This is a genomic window from Enterococcus saccharolyticus subsp. saccharolyticus, from assembly GCF_029023825.1.
GTDB lineage: Bacteria > Bacillota > Bacilli > Lactobacillales > Enterococcaceae > Enterococcus_F > Enterococcus_F saccharolyticus.
Window position 1 is genome coordinate 1,028,265 of record NZ_CP118957.1, and the last position, 16,457, is coordinate 1,044,721.

General features: G+C 35.6%; 14 protein-coding genes, 1 CRISPR repeat array and 1 other annotated feature. Of the genes, 12 read left to right on the plus strand and 2 right to left on the minus strand.

Translation table 11 applies throughout. The features are described 5' to 3' along the window. The 6 genes from ilvN to PYW32_RS05420 all read left to right on the plus strand — a co-directional run bounded on the left by ilvN (window position 1) and on the right by PYW32_RS05420 (window position 5,783). The gene (gene ilvN, locus PYW32_RS05395; protein ID WP_016175350.1) at window positions 1-474 is read left to right on the plus strand and encodes an acetolactate synthase small subunit; all 474 of its coding nucleotides are present in this window, start codon (window positions 1-3) and stop codon (window positions 472-474) included. Between the two features lie 69 nt (window positions 475-543). Beyond that, on the plus strand, window positions 544-1,539 hold the full coding sequence (gene ilvC / locus PYW32_RS05400; protein ID WP_016175349.1) for a ketol-acid reductoisomerase: 996 nt from the start codon (window positions 544-546) through the stop codon (window positions 1,537-1,539). A 24-nt stretch (window positions 1,540-1,563) separates the two neighbouring features. Beyond that, on the plus strand, window positions 1,564-2,820 hold the full coding sequence (gene ilvA, locus PYW32_RS05405; protein ID WP_016175348.1) for a threonine ammonia-lyase IlvA: 1,257 nt from the start codon (window positions 1,564-1,566) through the stop codon (window positions 2,818-2,820). Between the two features lie 88 nt (window positions 2,821-2,908). Then, entirely contained in the window at window positions 2,909-3,949 is a 1,041-nt protein-coding gene (locus PYW32_RS05410; protein WP_016175347.1) for a hypothetical protein, read from the plus strand. Between the two features lie 9 nt (window positions 3,950-3,958). Further along, a complete protein-coding gene (locus tag PYW32_RS05415; RefSeq protein ID WP_016175346.1) occupies window positions 3,959-5,215 on the plus strand; it encodes a tetratricopeptide repeat protein in 1,257 nt (418 codons plus the stop codon). A gap of 10 nt (window positions 5,216-5,225) precedes the next feature. Next, the gene (locus PYW32_RS05420; protein ID WP_016175345.1) at window positions 5,226-5,783 is read left to right on the plus strand and encodes a YpiB family protein; all 558 of its coding nucleotides are present in this window, start codon (window positions 5,226-5,228) and stop codon (window positions 5,781-5,783) included. Window positions 5,784-5,889: 106 nt separating this feature from the next. Here the strand turns inward: PYW32_RS05420 and PYW32_RS05425 are convergent, their stop codons facing one another. Further along, window positions 5,890-7,098, minus strand: a complete 1,209-nt coding sequence (locus PYW32_RS05425) for an ISL3 family transposase (RefSeq protein WP_016175344.1) — start codon at window positions 7,096-7,098, stop codon at window positions 5,890-5,892. A 298-nt stretch (window positions 7,099-7,396) separates the two neighbouring features. Here PYW32_RS05425 and PYW32_RS05430 point away from each other — a divergent pair, with 298 nt between their 5' ends. The 4 genes from PYW32_RS05430 (at window position 7,397) to tnpA (ending at window position 11,291) form a co-directional block, all read left to right on the plus strand. Beyond that, window positions 7,397-8,503 carry an IS4 family transposase gene (locus PYW32_RS05430; RefSeq protein ID WP_016175341.1) on the plus strand — a complete coding sequence of 369 codons (1,107 nt, stop codon included), beginning with the start codon at window positions 7,397-7,399 and terminating at the stop codon, window positions 8,501-8,503. A gap of 95 nt (window positions 8,504-8,598) precedes the next feature. Beyond that, window positions 8,599-9,318 (plus strand): aspartate/glutamate racemase family protein, encoded by a 720-nt coding sequence (locus PYW32_RS05435; protein WP_016175343.1) that lies wholly within the window; start codon window positions 8,599-8,601, stop codon window positions 9,316-9,318. Window positions 9,319-9,447: 129 nt separating this feature from the next. Next, window positions 9,448-9,681: a binding site (T-box leader), on the plus strand. 89 nt (window positions 9,682-9,770) lie between these two features. Then, window positions 9,771-10,634, plus strand: coding sequence for a MetQ/NlpA family ABC transporter substrate-binding protein (locus PYW32_RS05440; RefSeq protein WP_016175342.1), 864 nt, complete (start codon window positions 9,771-9,773; stop codon window positions 10,632-10,634). Between the two features lie 183 nt (window positions 10,635-10,817). After that, window positions 10,818-11,291: an IS200/IS605 family transposase gene (tnpA, locus tag PYW32_RS05445; RefSeq protein WP_016174131.1), complete on the plus strand. Its 474-nt coding sequence runs from the start codon at window positions 10,818-10,820 to the stop codon at window positions 11,289-11,291. Between the two features lie 463 nt (window positions 11,292-11,754). Here the strand turns inward: tnpA and PYW32_RS05450 are convergent, their stop codons facing one another. Next, on the minus strand, window positions 11,755-12,861 hold the full coding sequence (locus tag PYW32_RS05450; RefSeq protein WP_016175341.1) for an IS4 family transposase: 1,107 nt from the start codon (window positions 12,859-12,861) through the stop codon (window positions 11,755-11,757). Between the two features lie 291 nt (window positions 12,862-13,152). Further along, window positions 13,153-13,517: a CRISPR direct-repeat array (repeat unit 32 nt; unit sequence GTTGCAGTCTTCATGCCTGCATGGATTGAAAT). A 648-nt stretch (window positions 13,518-14,165) separates the two neighbouring features. On the opposite strand from PYW32_RS05450, the gene PYW32_RS05455 reads away from it, so the two are divergent. Together PYW32_RS05455 and PYW32_RS05460 are read left to right on the plus strand one after the other, a co-directional pair. Further along, complete coding sequence (locus PYW32_RS05455; protein ID WP_016175340.1) at window positions 14,166-15,242, plus strand: hypothetical protein; 1,077 nt, start codon at window positions 14,166-14,168, stop codon at window positions 15,240-15,242. Beyond that, the gene (locus tag PYW32_RS05460; protein ID WP_016175339.1) at window positions 15,239-16,405 is read left to right on the plus strand and encodes a nucleotidyltransferase; all 1,167 of its coding nucleotides are present in this window, start codon (window positions 15,239-15,241) and stop codon (window positions 16,403-16,405) included. Before PYW32_RS05455 ends, PYW32_RS05460 begins: the two co-directional genes overlap by 4 nt. The last annotated feature ends 52 nt before the right edge of the window (window positions 16,406-16,457 follow it).

Genomic DNA, 16,457 nt, shown 5'->3' on the forward strand with positions numbered 1-16,457 from the left:
ATGAGACGAATTATAACGGCAATCGTTTATAACAAATCCGGTGTATTGAGTCGAATTACAAGTGTGTTGAACCGTCGACAAGTAAATATTGAAAGTATTTCAGTTGGCGTGGTTGAAGCAGAAATTTCTCGAATGACAATTGTCATTAATGTGAATACTTTGTCAGAAGCAGAGCAAGTAACCAAACAATTGAACAAACAAATTGAAGTGGTGAAAGTATCTGATATTACAGATGATCCACATATCGAGAGAGAATTAGCTTTAATTCAAGTGAATGCACCAATGAGTATACGATCTGAGATTCAAGCAGTCATTGCACCATTTCGTGCCGATATCGTTGATGTGGCACAAAAAACTATTATTATTCAAGTGGTTGGTACCCACGATAAGATTGACGCATTTATTGATGTGTTACGTCCGTATGGTATCAAACAATTGGCAAGAACCGGTATTACCGGTATAAAAAGAGGTTAATCGCATTAAATATGCTTTTAATATATATATTATAAAAAAGAAGATTATAACTTTGGAGGGAATAGATTTATGGTAAAAGTTTATTATGAAGATGCAGTAGTAGAAAATGCACTAGAAGGAAAAACAATTGCGGTTGTGGGATACGGTTCTCAAGGTCATGCCCATGCTCAAAACTTAAGAGATAATGGCCACCAAGTTATCATCGGAATTCGTGAAGGTAAATCAGCAGAAGCAGCCCGTGAAGATGGCTTTGATGTTTTTGAAGTAAGTGAAGCAGCGAAACAAGCAGAAGTAATCATGATTTTAGCACCAGACGAAATTCAAGGTTCACTTTATGAGAAAGAAATTGCACCAAACTTGGAAGCAGGAAACTCTTTAGTATTTGCTCATGGATTTAACATTCACTTTGATGTTATCACTCCTCCAGCAGATGTTGATGTATTCTTAGTAGCACCAAAAGGACCAGGTCACTTGGTTCGTCGTACATTTGCAGATGGCTTTGCTGTACCAGCATTATTTGCGGTATATCAAGATGCAACAGGTAAAGCAAAAGAAACAGCATTATCTTATGCACAAGGGATCGGCGCAACTCGTGTAGGTGTATTAGAAACAACGTTTAAAGAAGAAACAGAAACTGACTTATTCGGTGAACAAGCAGTTCTATGTGGTGGTTTAACTAGTTTGATCGAAGCAGGTTTTGAAACATTAGTAGAAGCTGGTTACCAACCAGAATTGGCTTACTTTGAAGTATGTCATGAAATGAAATTAATCATCGACTTGATTTATGAAGGTGGATTCGCTAAAATGCGTGATTCTATCTCAAACACTGCAGAATACGGTGACTACGTTTCTGGTCCACGCGTTATCACAGAAGTTGCAAAAGCAAACATGAAAGAAGTTTTAACAGACATCCAAAATGGTACATTTGCAAATAACTTTGTAAAAGACAACGAAAATGGTTTCCCAGAATTCAAGAAAATGCGCGCAGAACGTGCTGGTCACCAAATCGAAGCTGTTGGTGCTGAATTAAGAAAAATGATGCCATTCGTAAAAACAATCGACTAAGACATAAGTAGGGGTGTGAATAATTTGGGGTTAGTAACAAGAAATGATGTAGACCAAGCGTATCAGCTACTCAAATCAGCTGTTGCTCATACACCATTACAATATGATCGATATCTATCAGAGAAATATCAAGCAACAATCCTACTAAAACGAGAAGATCTGCAAAAAGTTCGTTCATTCAAATTGCGAGGCGCTTATTATGCGATTAAAAAGCGCTCGCAAAGCGAACTAGCAGCAGGCGTTGTGTGTGCCAGTGCAGGAAACCATGCTCAAGGAGTTGCGTACACTTGTCGAGAGATTGGTGTCCAAGCCGTAATCTTTATGCCAAGTACAACGCCACAACAAAAAGTATCACAAGTTTCTTTCTTTGGTGGCAATAATGTCACGATTGAATTAGTAGGAGATACCTTCGATGCTTCGGCAGCAGCAGCTAAAGCTTTTGCAAAAGAAAAAGGGATGGCGTTTATTGACCCGTTTGATGATCCCGCGATTATCGCAGGACAAGGAACGTTAGCCGTTGAAATGATGGCTGATGCGTTAGCAGAAAGTTATCAACCTGACTATGTCATTGCAGCTATTGGCGGCGGTGGTTTAATTAGTGGTGTTAGCACGTATGTAAAAGACGTTAGCCCAGTAACTAAAATTATTGGCGTGGAGCCAAAGGGAGCCCCTTCGATGCAAGAGGCTTTTGACTACGGCGCACCTATCGCCTTGGAACAACTCGATAAATTCGTAGATGGAGCAGCTGTAAAAGAAGTCGGACAACTTACCTATCAACATGCGAAAGAATATGTTGATCAGCTGATGACAGTGGACGAAGGATTAGTTTGTTCTACAATTTTAGAATTGTATAGTAAGCAAGCAATTGTCGCAGAACCTGCAGGAGCGTTAAGTGTCGCGGCATTAGAAGCGATACAAGACGAAATTAAAGGGAAAACCGTTATTTGTATCATTAGTGGCGGGAATAATGACATTAATCGTATGGCTGAAATTGAAGAACGTTCATTGATATATCAAGGATTGATGAATTACTTTGTTATCAATTTTCCTCAACGCCCAGGAGCATTGAAAGAATTTGTTAACGATGTATTAGGTCCAGATGATGATATTACTCGTTTTGAATATACGAAAAAAATCAATCGTGGCTCAGGTCCAGTTGTTTTAGGTGTTTTATCAAAAACACGTGAGGATGTACCAAGTTTATTTGAGCGAATTGTTGAATTTGATCCAACATACATTGATTTAAGTGAAAACCAATCGTTATTCACCTTATTAGTCTAATGAAAAAGCAAAATCTTTCGAGATTTTGCTTTTTTCTGCTCTTTAAAGGAAACATGCTATAATATTACATAACAAAGGAGGGAGAAAAATGCAGTTAACTTACCAAAAAACGAAGAAACAAAGTACAATTGTTTATGGCGAAATTTTATCCGCCAGTATTAAACCAGAAATGTTTCAAAATAAACACATTATTGTCGTAACGAATCAACGGTACTACGATCGCTTTTTTGAAAAAATACAACACATTTTTTCTCCCCAACCAATTGATTGGTATGTTTGTAGTAATTTGATCTATGGAAACAACGTTCGGGAATTGATGGATATATTAGATTTTTTAGGGCGTTTTCCACCAAATAAAGAATATTTATTTATCGCTTTTGGAAATGAAGGCGTCATTCAATTGACTGGTTTTGTTCAAAAAACAACAATTTTACCAGGTGACTTTTGGGTGTTACCGACTACGTTACGCGCTTTTGCAGTAGCTATCGTGGAAGATCGTTTCATCTGTAAACAACCAATGGAAATGTTGCTCATTGAAAAGAATTTACCTGAAAAAATCTTTTTAGATCAAACAATTGTTGCTGGACAGAAAGATGGGAAATTAGTTGATTTACAAACGTTCATTCGTATAGGTTTAGTTCATGATTATGCTTTTTTACAAACATTGTTTAAGAACTTTCCGAATAAAAAACAGGTACAAGGAACCTCATTTATGGCGTTTGTCGAACAACTAACGACTAGCTATCAACTAGCTTCAAAAGAAATTGAAGACTTTGGTAAAATTTTTGAAGAAGCTTTTTATCTAACTACCAATGGTCATTTCCTATCAGAGAACATGAAACGTTTTCTAGGAGTAATGTTACATTTGTTTTGGAATCTTGAAATAATTGACTCTTCTTTTCGAATTAAGAATTTTATGATTTGGTTAAAACATTTAGGGTTTCCAATTCTTTTTCCCGAGCAGATTTCGGTTGCTGAATACTTACAAAATGTGTTACATTTACAAAAAAAGTACCCACAGTTGGTGGTTTTGGCAGAAATTGGTACAATAGGAAGAGAGCAATCGATGACTGAAAAGCAGTTGATAAAGGTAATGGAACAGTATCAAAAAATGATTGCAGAGATTTGAGGGAAGAAAATGACATACAGTGAAAAAATGCTTCAAGCATTACAAAATGAAGATTTGGCTGAAGCGCAATTATCTTTAGAAGAAGCATTAAAAAAAGACGATGATGCTATTTTAGCAGAATTAGGCGAAGAATTATTAGCGATTGGCTTTTTAGAAGAGGCGAAAGTTGTTTTTGCAACTTTAAAAGAACGTCAACCGAAAGAAGACGCGTATTATTTACCGCTTGCTGAAATTGCGATTGAGAATAATGAAATTGAAGAAGCTTTTGATTATTTAGAAGCTATTCCAACCACAAGTGACGCGTATCCACAAGCGTTATTGATTACAGCAGATTTGTATCAAGTTTTAGGAATTCCAGAAGTAAGTGAAGCAAAATTAAAAGAAGCTGCTCAGTTACTTCCAGATGAAAATCTGATTCAATTTGCTTTAGCAGAGTTATATTTTTCAATGGATAAGTTTTCTGAAGCAGAAAAAATTTATCGTTCTTTATTACAAGATGAAGAGTTAGATATTACAGGCGTGTCTATGACTGAAAGAATCGGTTCTTCATTAAGTATGCAAGGAAACTTTGAAGACGCAGTATTGTTTTTAGAAGAAGCGTTAGAAGAAGAACAAACAGATGATCGTTTATTCCAAACAGCTTTTGTCTATTTACAATTGAAAGAAAATGAGAAAGCTATTTATTATTTACAACAATTACGTGCATTGAATCCACAATATCAAGCATTGTATTTATATCTAGCAGAAGCGCTACAAGAAGAAGAATTATTAGAAGAAGCACAAGCAGTCATTGAGGAAGGGATTCAAGAAAATCCATTTCAAGTTGACTTTTATCATTTTGCTTCTGAAAATAGTTACCGTCTGCATGATGCTAAAAAAGCAGAAGAATTCTTGGTGAAAGCTTTAGAAACTGGCGAAAAGACTGATGAAACATTATTGACATTAAGTAATTTGTACTTAAATGAAGAAATGTTTGAAGAAGTCATTGATGCAGTTGGTCGTATGGAAGAACAAGAAAATCCATATGCTTTATGGAATTTAGCGCATGCTTATAATGAATTAGAAGAATTTGATTCTGCTGCAAAATACTATGAAGAAGCAAATGATGCGTTACATCATGAACCAGAATTCATGAAAGAATATGGTATTTTCTTACGAGAAGAAGGTCGCCTAGAAGAAGCTAGTCATCTATTGTCTCATTATTTGGCTCATGAACCAGGTGATTTGGAGGTACAGTCTATTTTAGACGATTTATCAGAAAGATAGGGTGAAAAAAATGACCATCAATGTTGCAGATAAAAAACGTTTTTTAAATTGGTTAGTGTCACATGAGTCTTTTTCACGACGAGAAGTTTCTTGGATTTTGAATTATTTAACGAATCACGAGACGATATTGAAAAATGTTCATTTTGTTGAAATTGCTGATAAAACGCCTCGCGGAATTTGTGTGCAAACAACGACTATTGAAGGTGAGGCGATGTCCTTATTTTTAGAAGGGAAAGTCTTTACTGATAGTGATCAAATTTTCCATGAAATTCGTTTGAATTGGAAAAATCCGTTATACTTAGAATGTCGTTTTAATCGTTCATGGGAAAATGAATTCTTTTTGGCTGTTTTAGAAGACAATCCTTATCATCGTTGGAACGAAACCTTAGATGCTGACGTTGTTTCTAAGGTAGAGGAATATTTTTTTAAAGAAGATGTAGAGATGAAAATTGCCGATTTATATAGACAAATCGATCAAGCCTTAGAAAATGATAATCACGAATTGTTTCTACAATTATCTGCCGAGGTTAATCAGCTATTAGAAAAGAAAGCATTAGTGACTGAATAAAAAAGATCCAAGGACAATTTTTAGGGCTCTTTGTCAATAAGGACTGATGAAGAGGAATTTTATAAATCAGAGTAAGTAGAGAAATCGTCTTACTCTGATTTTTTTGTTATTTTACAATAATCAACTGATTCATCATAAAAATTCTCGTTCTCATATTGTCAAAGGATTTAAATCCATAACTCACTCGCTTCAGTGTTTTGATGTGTGTATTTTTAGCTTCTATTTTTCCGTTAGAATAAGGATATACCATGGCATTTCGTATGCCTTCTTCATACTTAGTTAGTCCTTGGAGTTTTATATTATGGAAGCATTCATAAGTTTCTTTTAAAGCTGGTGAGTAATTCAATAAACGATCGATCATCATAGCTTCTGTTAAATATGGATATTTAGGTGCACGAAAACTTCGCCATGTTTTATATTCTGTATGTTGGATTAAGCTTCTATTTTTTGTGAGATAACGCCAATTTGCTTTTAATTTAAAGTAGGCTTCTTTATTTTTCGTCACAGCGATTCGCTTCATTTCTTTAACTCTAAAATCCTGAAAGGATTTATTTAAATGTTTTATGATGTGAAATCGATCGATGACTACTTTCGCATTTGGAAAGACACGTTTCGTTAATTGGTCGTAAGCTGCATTCATATCCGTTACGAGATAACGGACATTCATTCGAGAAGGGTTTTCCATAAAATAGTGTGTTAATTTGTTTAATTTCCTCTTTGGTAAAATATCCACGAGTTTTCCCGTTTCCCCATCTGCACAAATAAAACTCATTTTATCTTCTAAAGAAGCGTGAGAACGAAATTCATCCACCATTAATACACTAGGCAAACTAGATGTGTTAGGATTTGGAATATAAGTGCGTAATCCTTTCAGGATTCGAATCACTGTGGTGATAGAAACATGACAAAGTTTAGCAATCAACGTAAGTGAGCATTTTTCTTTTAATAAATCGATAACTTTGAATTTTACATGATAGCCAATCGAACAACGTTTTTCAACTAAAGAACTTTGGGCAGTCCAGTTACTTGAACATTCTTTACACTTGTATCGCTGTTTAAATATCTTGATAATTGTTGGAAGATGATTGTATTGATCTAATCGTACACGTACACATTTTTTTCCATTCTTCACAATTGAAAGCTTTCCGAACTGATTTTGAGCTGTACATCCACAATTTGGACAGCTCTTTTGATAAGGAGAACAAGTAGCCTCAATGACGATTGTTTGTCTATTTTTGATAGTTTCGTAAGAAACATGGATAATTTTTAAAGAAGGGTCTGTAATTCTTAGCATTTTTTTGATATGATTATTCATAAGACATACTCCTTTCTCTTGTTTATTTTGTAGTGATTTAATCATACAGGAAGTGGGTATGTTTTTTAATACCTAAAATTACAAATGGACTGATGAATTGAATTCAATTCATCAGTCCATTAAATTATAGAGCCATTTTTAGTTGTTCTTGGATCTTTTTGTTCTTTTTCATGATAAAATAAAGTAATAAAAAAATACACTAGTGTTGCATTAAAAATTGTACTATTCCATGAAACAAAAAAATTCTTTATACTAGCACTTGGATGACTTATCCAAGACCAATACAAAGAACCACAATGTGGATAAGTATAAAACAAATTCTGCATTTAATAAATGGTTTTCTGCCATAAATTTAGAAAATCTTTCTGTTTGTGCTAAACAATTCATTGTCAATTACAATTCATATCGGAAAAAACTCTCTTTTGAAGCGGTTCTGAAGCTCTTTCTCTACGCCATTAACGAAGAAAAAGAAAGCTTACGTGATTTGAGTACCTCTCTAATCAACGAATCACTTCAGCTAGAAACTGATGTGACAACTATCAGTCATACTCAATTATCGCGTGCATTTAATGCCCTTGATTCAAGCGTGTTAGAAGAAATCTTCCAACGGCTTTTAGAAAAAGTCCACTATCAGACAAGACCAACGAAACGAAACAGTCTGTATCTGATTGATTCCAGTACCTTTTCTCTCAGTTTGAAACGTCATAAGTGGGCGACTTTTCGCCAAACAAAATCAGGTGTTAAGTTACACTTAAACTACTGTTATATGGACGATACTACGATGTATCCCACTGATTTTACCTTAACGAATGCCCGTGAACATGATGTCAATCAACTGCCCTTGCTGGTGAATAAACCTGAAGCGACCTACGTTTTTGATCGTGGCTACTTGGATTTTGAAAAGATGGACCAGATGCATTGGGATGGCTACTTCTTCGTTACACGTATCAAGAAAAACACCACTGTTCGCTTGATTGAAACCTTGGAAAAATCACCCGAAAAAGAAATTCTACGAGATGAATCGGTTCGTTTGGGTTCTAAAGCGTATGTGACAACGCTGCTTCGTTTGGTCACCGTTCAAGATGACACAGGACGAGTGTTTCAATTTATTACTAATCGAATGGACTGCACGTCAAAAGAAATAGCGGACATGTATCACGCTCGGTGGCAAATCGAATTGTTTTTCAAACACATCAAACAACACATGACCAGTAAAACCTTCTTTTCTCAAAGTGAACAGGGCGTGCAGAATCAATTGATTCTAACGATGATTTCTGCACTGCTCACGTTTCTCATCAAATTGGAAACAAAGACAGTAAAATCGGTGTTTCAGATCAAACGATTCTTTCGATATTTACTCTTTCAACCAGTTGAATGTTGGTTAGAAAAGTTAATTCCCACATGAGAAATAAGAAAAATAGCTCGTTACTTTTGGTTTTCAGTTGAATAACAGCTAAAAAATTCTGGAAAAAGTCATCCTCTGCGTCAGCACAGCTTCTTTTGACCTATTTCCAGAGAAAGTGGTTTTCAGAATATTCTGAAAGGTTTTTATGCAACACTAGTGATTATGAACAAATCAATCAATTAGTCAATCAACGATTAGGAGGTTTGCATTCGGCCAAGATTCTTTTAGCTAGTGTTGATTTTGATGAGATCGAAAAACTGCAATCACAAAATGAATGGGAAAAAAGTGGTCAAATACTTGGAGAAGTTGCTAAGAGTTTGGAAAAAGCAGGAGCAGAATTTTTTTTAATTTGTACCAATACCATGCATAAGGTCGCAGACCAGGTCCAAGAGGCGGTAACAATCCCTATGCTGCATATCGCAGACGCAACAATCAAAGAATTGAATCAAAACAAAATTACCAAAGTGGGATTGTTAGGAACCAAATATACGATGCAGCAAGACTTTTACAAGCAACGAATCCTTGCTTCTAATATTGAGGTACTTGTGCCTGAGTCGGAAGATATAGAGAAGATCAATCAAGTGATTTTCAATGAACTTGTCTTAGGTGAGATTACTCCCGAGTCCAAACAAGAGTATCAAATCATTATTGAAAAATTGATCGCAGCTGGTGCACAGGGAATCATCCTCGGATGTACAGAAATCGGTTTGTTGATCCAGCAGGATGACGTGACGATCCCGATTTTTGACAAGACAGTGATCCACTCAAAAGCAGCAGTGGATTATGCTTTAAATGATTCGGAGCAACTAAACTAGTGAGCCTGTTTGTAATCGCTAAACAAAAGAAATGTTAGCAAAATATTTCTTTTATTTACCACTCTTTTCATATTTGTTGTTGACATTGAATTGTTTCTAAGGTAAATTACTTTTTAAGCAAATAAAATAATTCGTCTGTTGAAGAGAAGAGTAGTTTTGTCGATCTTTTTAGAGAGGTTCTGGTTGGTGAAAAGAACTAAGGGAGAGAAGCGAAGATGGTCTCTGAGGATAATCCATCGATAGGTAGGTGGGTTCGGTCTGGCCGACCGTTAACATGGACACCATTTCTTATAGATGATGAGATGGGTTAAGGAAAGCTGATGCTTTCAAATAAAGGTGGTACCACGGTTATACGTCCTTTTGTCAACTCGTTGACAAAAGGACTTTTTTTATTTTATTTGATAAATAATCAAATAGACAATACAAATAGGAAAATAAAAGGAGCGATTGAGATGAAAAAGGGTTGGAAAAAAATTATCGGTTTAAGTTTATTAGGTGCAGTGTTTCTAGGTTTGGCAGCTTGTGGAAATAGCGGTGATACTTCAGAGACAGGAGCTGCTGAAGGTGGCAATGAAGAACCAAAAACGATTGTTGTAGGTGCCGGAGCAACACCGCACGCAGAAATTTTAGAAGATGTGAAAGGTCGTTTGGCTGAAGAGGGTTACGATTTAGAGATCAAAGTGTTTGACGATTTTGTATTGCCAAATACAGCATTAGCAGATGGCGATCTAGACATCAATTTGTACCAGCACGAGCCGTTTTTGATCAATTTCAACGAAGAGCATGATACAGATCTGGTTGTTGCAGGCGATACGAAATACTATTTCTTGCCTTTAGGTATCTATCCTGGACAAACATCTTCTTTGGATGAACTGGCAGACGGCGCAAAAGTTTCAATTCCGAATGATGCAACTAATGGGGGCCGTGCCTTACTGTTGTTACAGGATGCAGGATTAATCCAATTAAAAGAGGACGCAGACATTACGGCAACAGTGAGTGATATAGTAGAAAATCCTAAAAATTTGGAACTTGTTGAACTAGATGCTGCTCAAGTTGTTCGTTCTCTGGATGATGTGGATATTGCTGTCATCAATGCCAACTACGTTTTAGGTTCTGACTTGAGTGTCAATGAGGATACATTGCTGACTGAAGCGAAGGATTCACAAGCCGCAGAAACCTATGCTTGTGTAGCAGCTGTTAAAGACGGTGCCCAAGACGATGAAGCGATCCAAGCATTTCTTGCAGCTTTAGGATCTGATGAAACAAGAGAATTTATCGAAGAAACCTATCAAGGAGCGGTCATTCCAGTATTTTAATCAAGCTCTTGAAAAACGCCGAGAAGTTTTCGGCGTTTTTTTTTTTTTATGTGTATTGAAAACCCCTGGCTAAGCCGGGGGTTCCAAAGAGCTTCCAGCGAGGTATTAAAAAAGCCTCCCAAAAATGATAAGATGAAATTGGTTTCCCGACCACCACATCCATCAATTTAGGAGGTGCCTATTATGAAAAAGGCTAATGAAAGTTTATCACACACGACATGGAAATGTAAGTACCACATTGTTTTTGCACCAAAATATAGACGACAAGTGATTTATGGAAAGTATAAGAAAAGTATAGGTGAGATCATCCGAACATTATGTGAAAGAAAAGGAGTGGAGATCATCGAAGCAAATGCGTGCAAAGATCATATCCACTTACTCGTAAGTATCCCACCAAAATATAGTGTATCAGGTTTTGTAGGCTATTTAAAAGGCAAGAGTAGCTTAATGATTTTTGACAGACATGCGAATTTGAAGTATCGGTATGGGAACCGAAAATTTTGGTGTAGAGGGTATTACGTGGATACAGTAGGAAGAAATAAGAAGCAGATCGAAGAATACATTCGGAATCAAGTACAAGAAGATTATGTAGCAGATCAGCTAACATTGTTTGAAGAGTATGATCCGTTTACAGGACAAAAAAACAAGAAGAAGTGAAAGAGATTCTTTAAGGATCAGTGAGTAAAAGTGGTGCAAGTGGGAAACCGTTCAGGAAGCCTTTTAGGCTATGGCCGGTAAAAGAGGCTTTCAGCCGAAGAACAAACCTCCAGTTCACACTGGAGGTTTTGATTGAGAAAAAATAGCATGACTACGAATGACCAATCAATGAATAATCGATCATGACCAAAATACCGAAAGTTCAGAACTAGCTATTTTATTTACTTGAGACGATAACAAGAAAAATCAGTCAGTTTTCCCAGTAATCAAAAAAATTTTATTTATTGTTATTTATAAATTTTTTCACTAGTGTTGCATAAAAACCTTTCAGAATATTCTGAAAACCACTTTCTCTGGAAATAGGTCAAAAGAAGCTGTGCTGACGCAGAGGATGACTTTTTCCAGAATTTTTTAGCTGTTATTCAACTGAAAACCAAAAGTAACGAGCTATTTTTCTTATTTCTCATGTGGGAATTAACTTTTCTAACCAACATTCAACTGGTTGAAAGAGTAAATATCGAAAGAATCGTTTGATCTGAAACACCGATTTTACTGTCTTTGTTTCCAATTTGATGAGAAACGTGAGCAGTGCAGAAATCATCGTTAGAATCAATTGATTCTGCACGCCCTGTTCACTTTGAGAAAAGAAGGTTTTACTGGTCATGTGTTGTTTGATGTGTTTGAAAAACAATTCGATTTGCCACCGAGCGTGATACATGTCCGCTATTTCTTTTGACGTGCAGTCCATTCGATTAGTAATAAATTGAAACACTCGTCCTGTGTCATCTTGAACGGTGACCAAACGAAGCAGCGTTGTCACATACGCTTTAGAACCCAAACGAACCGATTCATCTCGTAGAATTTCTTTTTCGGGTGATTTTTCCAAGGTTTCAATCAAGCGAACAGTGGTGTTTTTCTTGATACGTGTAACGAAGAAGTAGCCATCCCAATGCATCTGGTCCATCTTTTCAAAATCCAAGTAGCCACGATCAAAAACGTAGGTCGCTTCAGGTTTATTCACCAGCAAGGGCAGTTGATTGACATCATGTTCACGGGCATTCGTTAAGGTAAAATCAGTGGGATACATCGTAGTATCGTCCATATAACAGTAGTTTAAGTGTAACTTAACACCTGATTTTGTTTGGCGAAAAGTCGCCCACTTATGACGTTTCAAACTGAGAGAAAAGGTACTGGAATCAATCAGATACAGACTGTTTCGTTTCGTTGGTCTTGTCTGATAGTGGACTTTTTCTAAAAGCCGTTGGAAGATTTCTTCTAACACGCTTGAATCAAGGGCATTAAATGCACGCGATAATTGAGTATGACTGATAGTTGTCACATCAGTTTCTAGCTGAAGTGATTCGTTGATTAGAGAGGTACTCAAATCACGTAAGCTTTCTTTTTCTTCGTTAATGGCGTAGAGAAAGAGCTTCAGAACCGCTTCAAAAGAGAGTTTTTTCCGATATGAATTGTAATTGACAATGAATTGTTTAGCACAAACAGAAAGATTTTCTAAATTTATGGCAGAAAACCATTTATTAAATGCAGAATTTGTTTTATACTTATCCACATTGTGGTTCTTTGTATTGGTCTTGGATAAGTCATTCAAGTGCTAGTATAAAGAATTTTTTTGTTTCATGGAATAGTACAATTTTTAATGCAACACTAGTGAAAAAAATAATAAGATAATGTGTGCGAATCCTAAGCTCCCATAAATTTCCTAGGAGATTCGCACCACTAAAATATCATTAAATGATAAAATAAATACATTTATATTCTATTTTACCAAAAAATACATATAATTGGGCGATACTCATCAGAAAATGTATCCTCTTCAAACCATTTCCCCCCATAAATCGCCGTTGCAGTCTTCATGCCTGCATGGATTGAAATCGTTTTTGCGCTGACTACTAGTGTATGCACCTCTTTGTTGCAGTCTTCATGCCTGCATGGATTGAAATGATCTTAGAATCATTACTACCTAAATTGTCAGAAGTTGCAGTCTTCATGCCTGCATGGATTGAAATCACAAGCTTGCTTTGACGTTTTATCCGATGTAAAGTTGCAGTCTTCATGCCTGCATGGATTGAAATTTCGAAAGCATCAGCTACATTTAAATCCAGTTTTTGTTGCAGTCTTCATGCCTGCATGGATTGAAATTATAATAGACGTAAGAATGAACACACTACAAAATGTTGCAGTCTTCATGACTGCATGGATTGAAATAAACTATGTGCACCCCACGCTTTGCAGTCCTCCACCAGCATAAACGGTAGTTTGAAAATCAATAATAAGACTTATTTAGGGTCATTCAAAAATTGCAATATAAAAATGTAAATGATTTTAATGAACTATGTGTATCCTATATAAATAGTTCACAGAATTTGAAGGATGAGTTAGAGTATAACAATATAAATTGTTTTATCGCTTTTGTTTATATGCTAAAATAATAATTATATTCTATACAATGAGTTGGATTAAAATAACGAGTTTGAAAAGATTCTACTAGGTGTATGTTACAAATTTTATAAGGTGTGAACAGAAATATAGAATTAAATATTCCTGTTGTCGTTACAGTCTTCATTACTTCATGGGTTGAAATAGCTACAGGCGTTTCGCTTGATTGTTTAGCATCAAGTTGCAGTCTTCATGATTGATATGATGAACTATGTAAATGCGATGTCTTATGTTTGTATTAAATTTTCATTGCTAAAATATGTAATCTGCACATGAAAAATACGATAGGTATTTTTGTCAGACTCAGTGAGTAATCTGAAAACGGCATTAAATTAGTAGTAGCATATTTTAAACTCCTTATGATGTAACAAGGAGTTTATTTGTATAGAGAAAAATAGTTAAAATAGGAGGAACATTATGAAAAAAATTCTCTCCACACTTGCATCACTTATCTTCGGAGGAACAATTGGTTTGTTTTTTGTTTGGTATACGATTATCTATCAGCAATGGGGAATATTTCAGTATTTAGTATTGATGTTTGCGGTTTGCTTCTTTTTTGTCATTCATCTTGTTATTCATGAGGTAGGACATTTAGTTTTTGGAAAGTTATCGGGTTATCAATTTAGTAGCATTCGTTTTTTTTCTATGGCGTTAACTAAAAACAAAGACGGAAGATTTTATTTTCATCGTTTTAACGTTCCAGGAACTTTAGGGCAATGTTTGATGATTCCGCCAAAACAAGAAAAATTTGTGTTTAAATTATATTTATTGGGTGGAGGATTAGGCAATTTATCAATGAGTCTGCTAGCTTTGCTTATTTTGGGTATTCATAATTCGTATGCTTTATTTTTTTGCTTAGTTGGTGTTTTTATGGCAGTAACAAATTTAATTCCTACAAGTTTTAATGATGGTATGAGTTATCGCTTAGCAAATTCTAGCAAAGAGCAAAGGGATTTATTATATCTTCAATTGCAAGTGAATTATCTGACTTCTTTAGGATATGCATATGATGAATTACCTGAAGATTACTTTCAACCTATTGCTAGTAATCCGAAGCATACATATTTTAATGATTGGCAGACATTTTTAATTGCTGGACGTTATTTAATTTATGGTAAATGGGAAGAATATCGTCAGTCTTTGGAATGCATTTGGCAAAATCAGGAGGAACTTATTTTACCTTATCGACTGGAATTGAAGAAAGAATTGCTTTTTGCATTATGCTTAACTAATCCAGATGATGAACGAATCACTGCTTTATGGAATGATAAGCAACTAAAACAAACGTTGAGACAACCATCTATCAGTCATCAACGATTGAAAGCTGTGTATACAAAATATGTTCTGAAAGATGATTATGCTGTGCAGGCGATGATGAAAGAAATTAAGCAAAAAAAATGGACGGCATTAAATCAAGGAGACCTTCAATCAGAATTGAAAGTCATTCATCAGCTTGAACAACATTTTTTGGTAGAAAAAGAGGCGAAAGAATGAAAGCATGTGGCATCATTGTTGAATACAATCCTTTTCATAATGGACATAATTACCATGCAAAAAAGGCTAGAGAACTATCAAAAGCTGATGTTGTTGTTGCCGTAATGAGTGGTAATTTTTTACAACGTGGAGAGCCGGCGATTATTGATAAGTGGATGCGTGCCAATGAAGCCTTACAAAATGGCGTGGATTTGGTAGTGGAATTGCCCATTCAATGGTCGTTGCAGTCAGCTGATTATTTTGCGCGTGGAGGTATTTTACTGTTGCAAGCATTAAAATGTGAAAGTTATTGCTTTGGTACAGATGTAGCTAGTGAATTTGATTATCAAGCATTTGGGAAATTTGTAAAGGAAAATCAGAAAACCATTAATCAAACTTTTCAGCAGTTAAGCAACCCAACAATGTCCTATGCACAAACGATGACGGAAGTTTATCGAGAGCTTTATCCGCAATTATTATTAACAGGAGAGCAACCGAATCATGTTTTAGGATTAACTTATGCTCAAGAAAATGCACAGTATACGAATCCAATGACAAGTATTCCTTTACCCAGAGTTGGAGCAAGCTATCATTCAAAAGAAATTCACAATGAAATTGCAAGTGCTACAGCAATTCGTAAAGCGATAATTGAGGGCCTGTTGGTTGAACAAGTGGTCCCACAACAAACAACGAGTGATTTGCAGGCGTATCAAATCACTTGGAATAATTATTGGGAATTTCTTAAATATCGGATTATAATCAGTTCGGTTGATGAGCTAAGAGAGATTTATCAAATGGTTGAAGGATTGGAATACCGTTTGAAATCGTTAATTTATGAAGCAAACTCTTTTGAGGAATTTGTTCAAGCAGTAAAAACGAAGCGTTATACTCAAACGCGAATCCAACGTTTATTATGTTATGTTTTGCTAAATATTAAAACGAGCGATATTAAAGAAGCATGGGAAAGTAACTATTTACATGTGTTAGGTTTCACTGAAAATGGGCAACGTTATCTAAAAGAGAAAAAAGCGGTGATAGACTACCCAGTGCTTTCTAAAATTGGAAAAAAAGAAGAGCAAGCATACAAATTAACCGTTCGTAGTGATAAAGTGTATCAAATGGGGAATCCGCTTATTTTAGAACAAAATTTTGGGAAATTTCCAATTCGTAGCAATCCTTTGTAAGAAAATACTTCACAGAATCGTTTCTGCCAAGTATAATGATAAAGGACAATTT

Coding starts and splice junctions, on each gene's coding strand:
- PYW32_RS05415 (WP_016175346.1), top strand. CDS start 3,959: ATGACATACAGTGAAAAAATGCTTCAAGCATTACAAAATGAAGATTTG.
- PYW32_RS05425 (WP_016175344.1), bottom strand. CDS start 7,098: ATGAATAATCATATCAAAAAAATGCTAAGAATTACAGACCCTTCTTTA.
- ilvC (WP_016175349.1), top strand. CDS start 544: ATGGTAAAAGTTTATTATGAAGATGCAGTAGTAGAAAATGCACTAGAA.
- PYW32_RS05410 (WP_016175347.1), top strand. CDS start 2,909: ATGCAGTTAACTTACCAAAAAACGAAGAAACAAAGTACAATTGTTTAT.
- PYW32_RS05460 (WP_016175339.1), top strand. CDS start 15,239: ATGAAAGCATGTGGCATCATTGTTGAATACAATCCTTTTCATAATGGA.
- PYW32_RS05455 (WP_016175340.1), top strand. CDS start 14,166: ATGAAAAAAATTCTCTCCACACTTGCATCACTTATCTTCGGAGGAACA.
- ilvN (WP_016175350.1), top strand. CDS start 1: ATGAGACGAATTATAACGGCAATCGTTTATAACAAATCCGGTGTATTG.
- PYW32_RS05440 (WP_016175342.1), top strand. CDS start 9,771: ATGAAAAAGGGTTGGAAAAAAATTATCGGTTTAAGTTTATTAGGTGCA.
- PYW32_RS05420 (WP_016175345.1), top strand. CDS start 5,226: ATGACCATCAATGTTGCAGATAAAAAACGTTTTTTAAATTGGTTAGTG.
- tnpA (WP_016174131.1), top strand. CDS start 10,818: ATGAAAAAGGCTAATGAAAGTTTATCACACACGACATGGAAATGTAAG.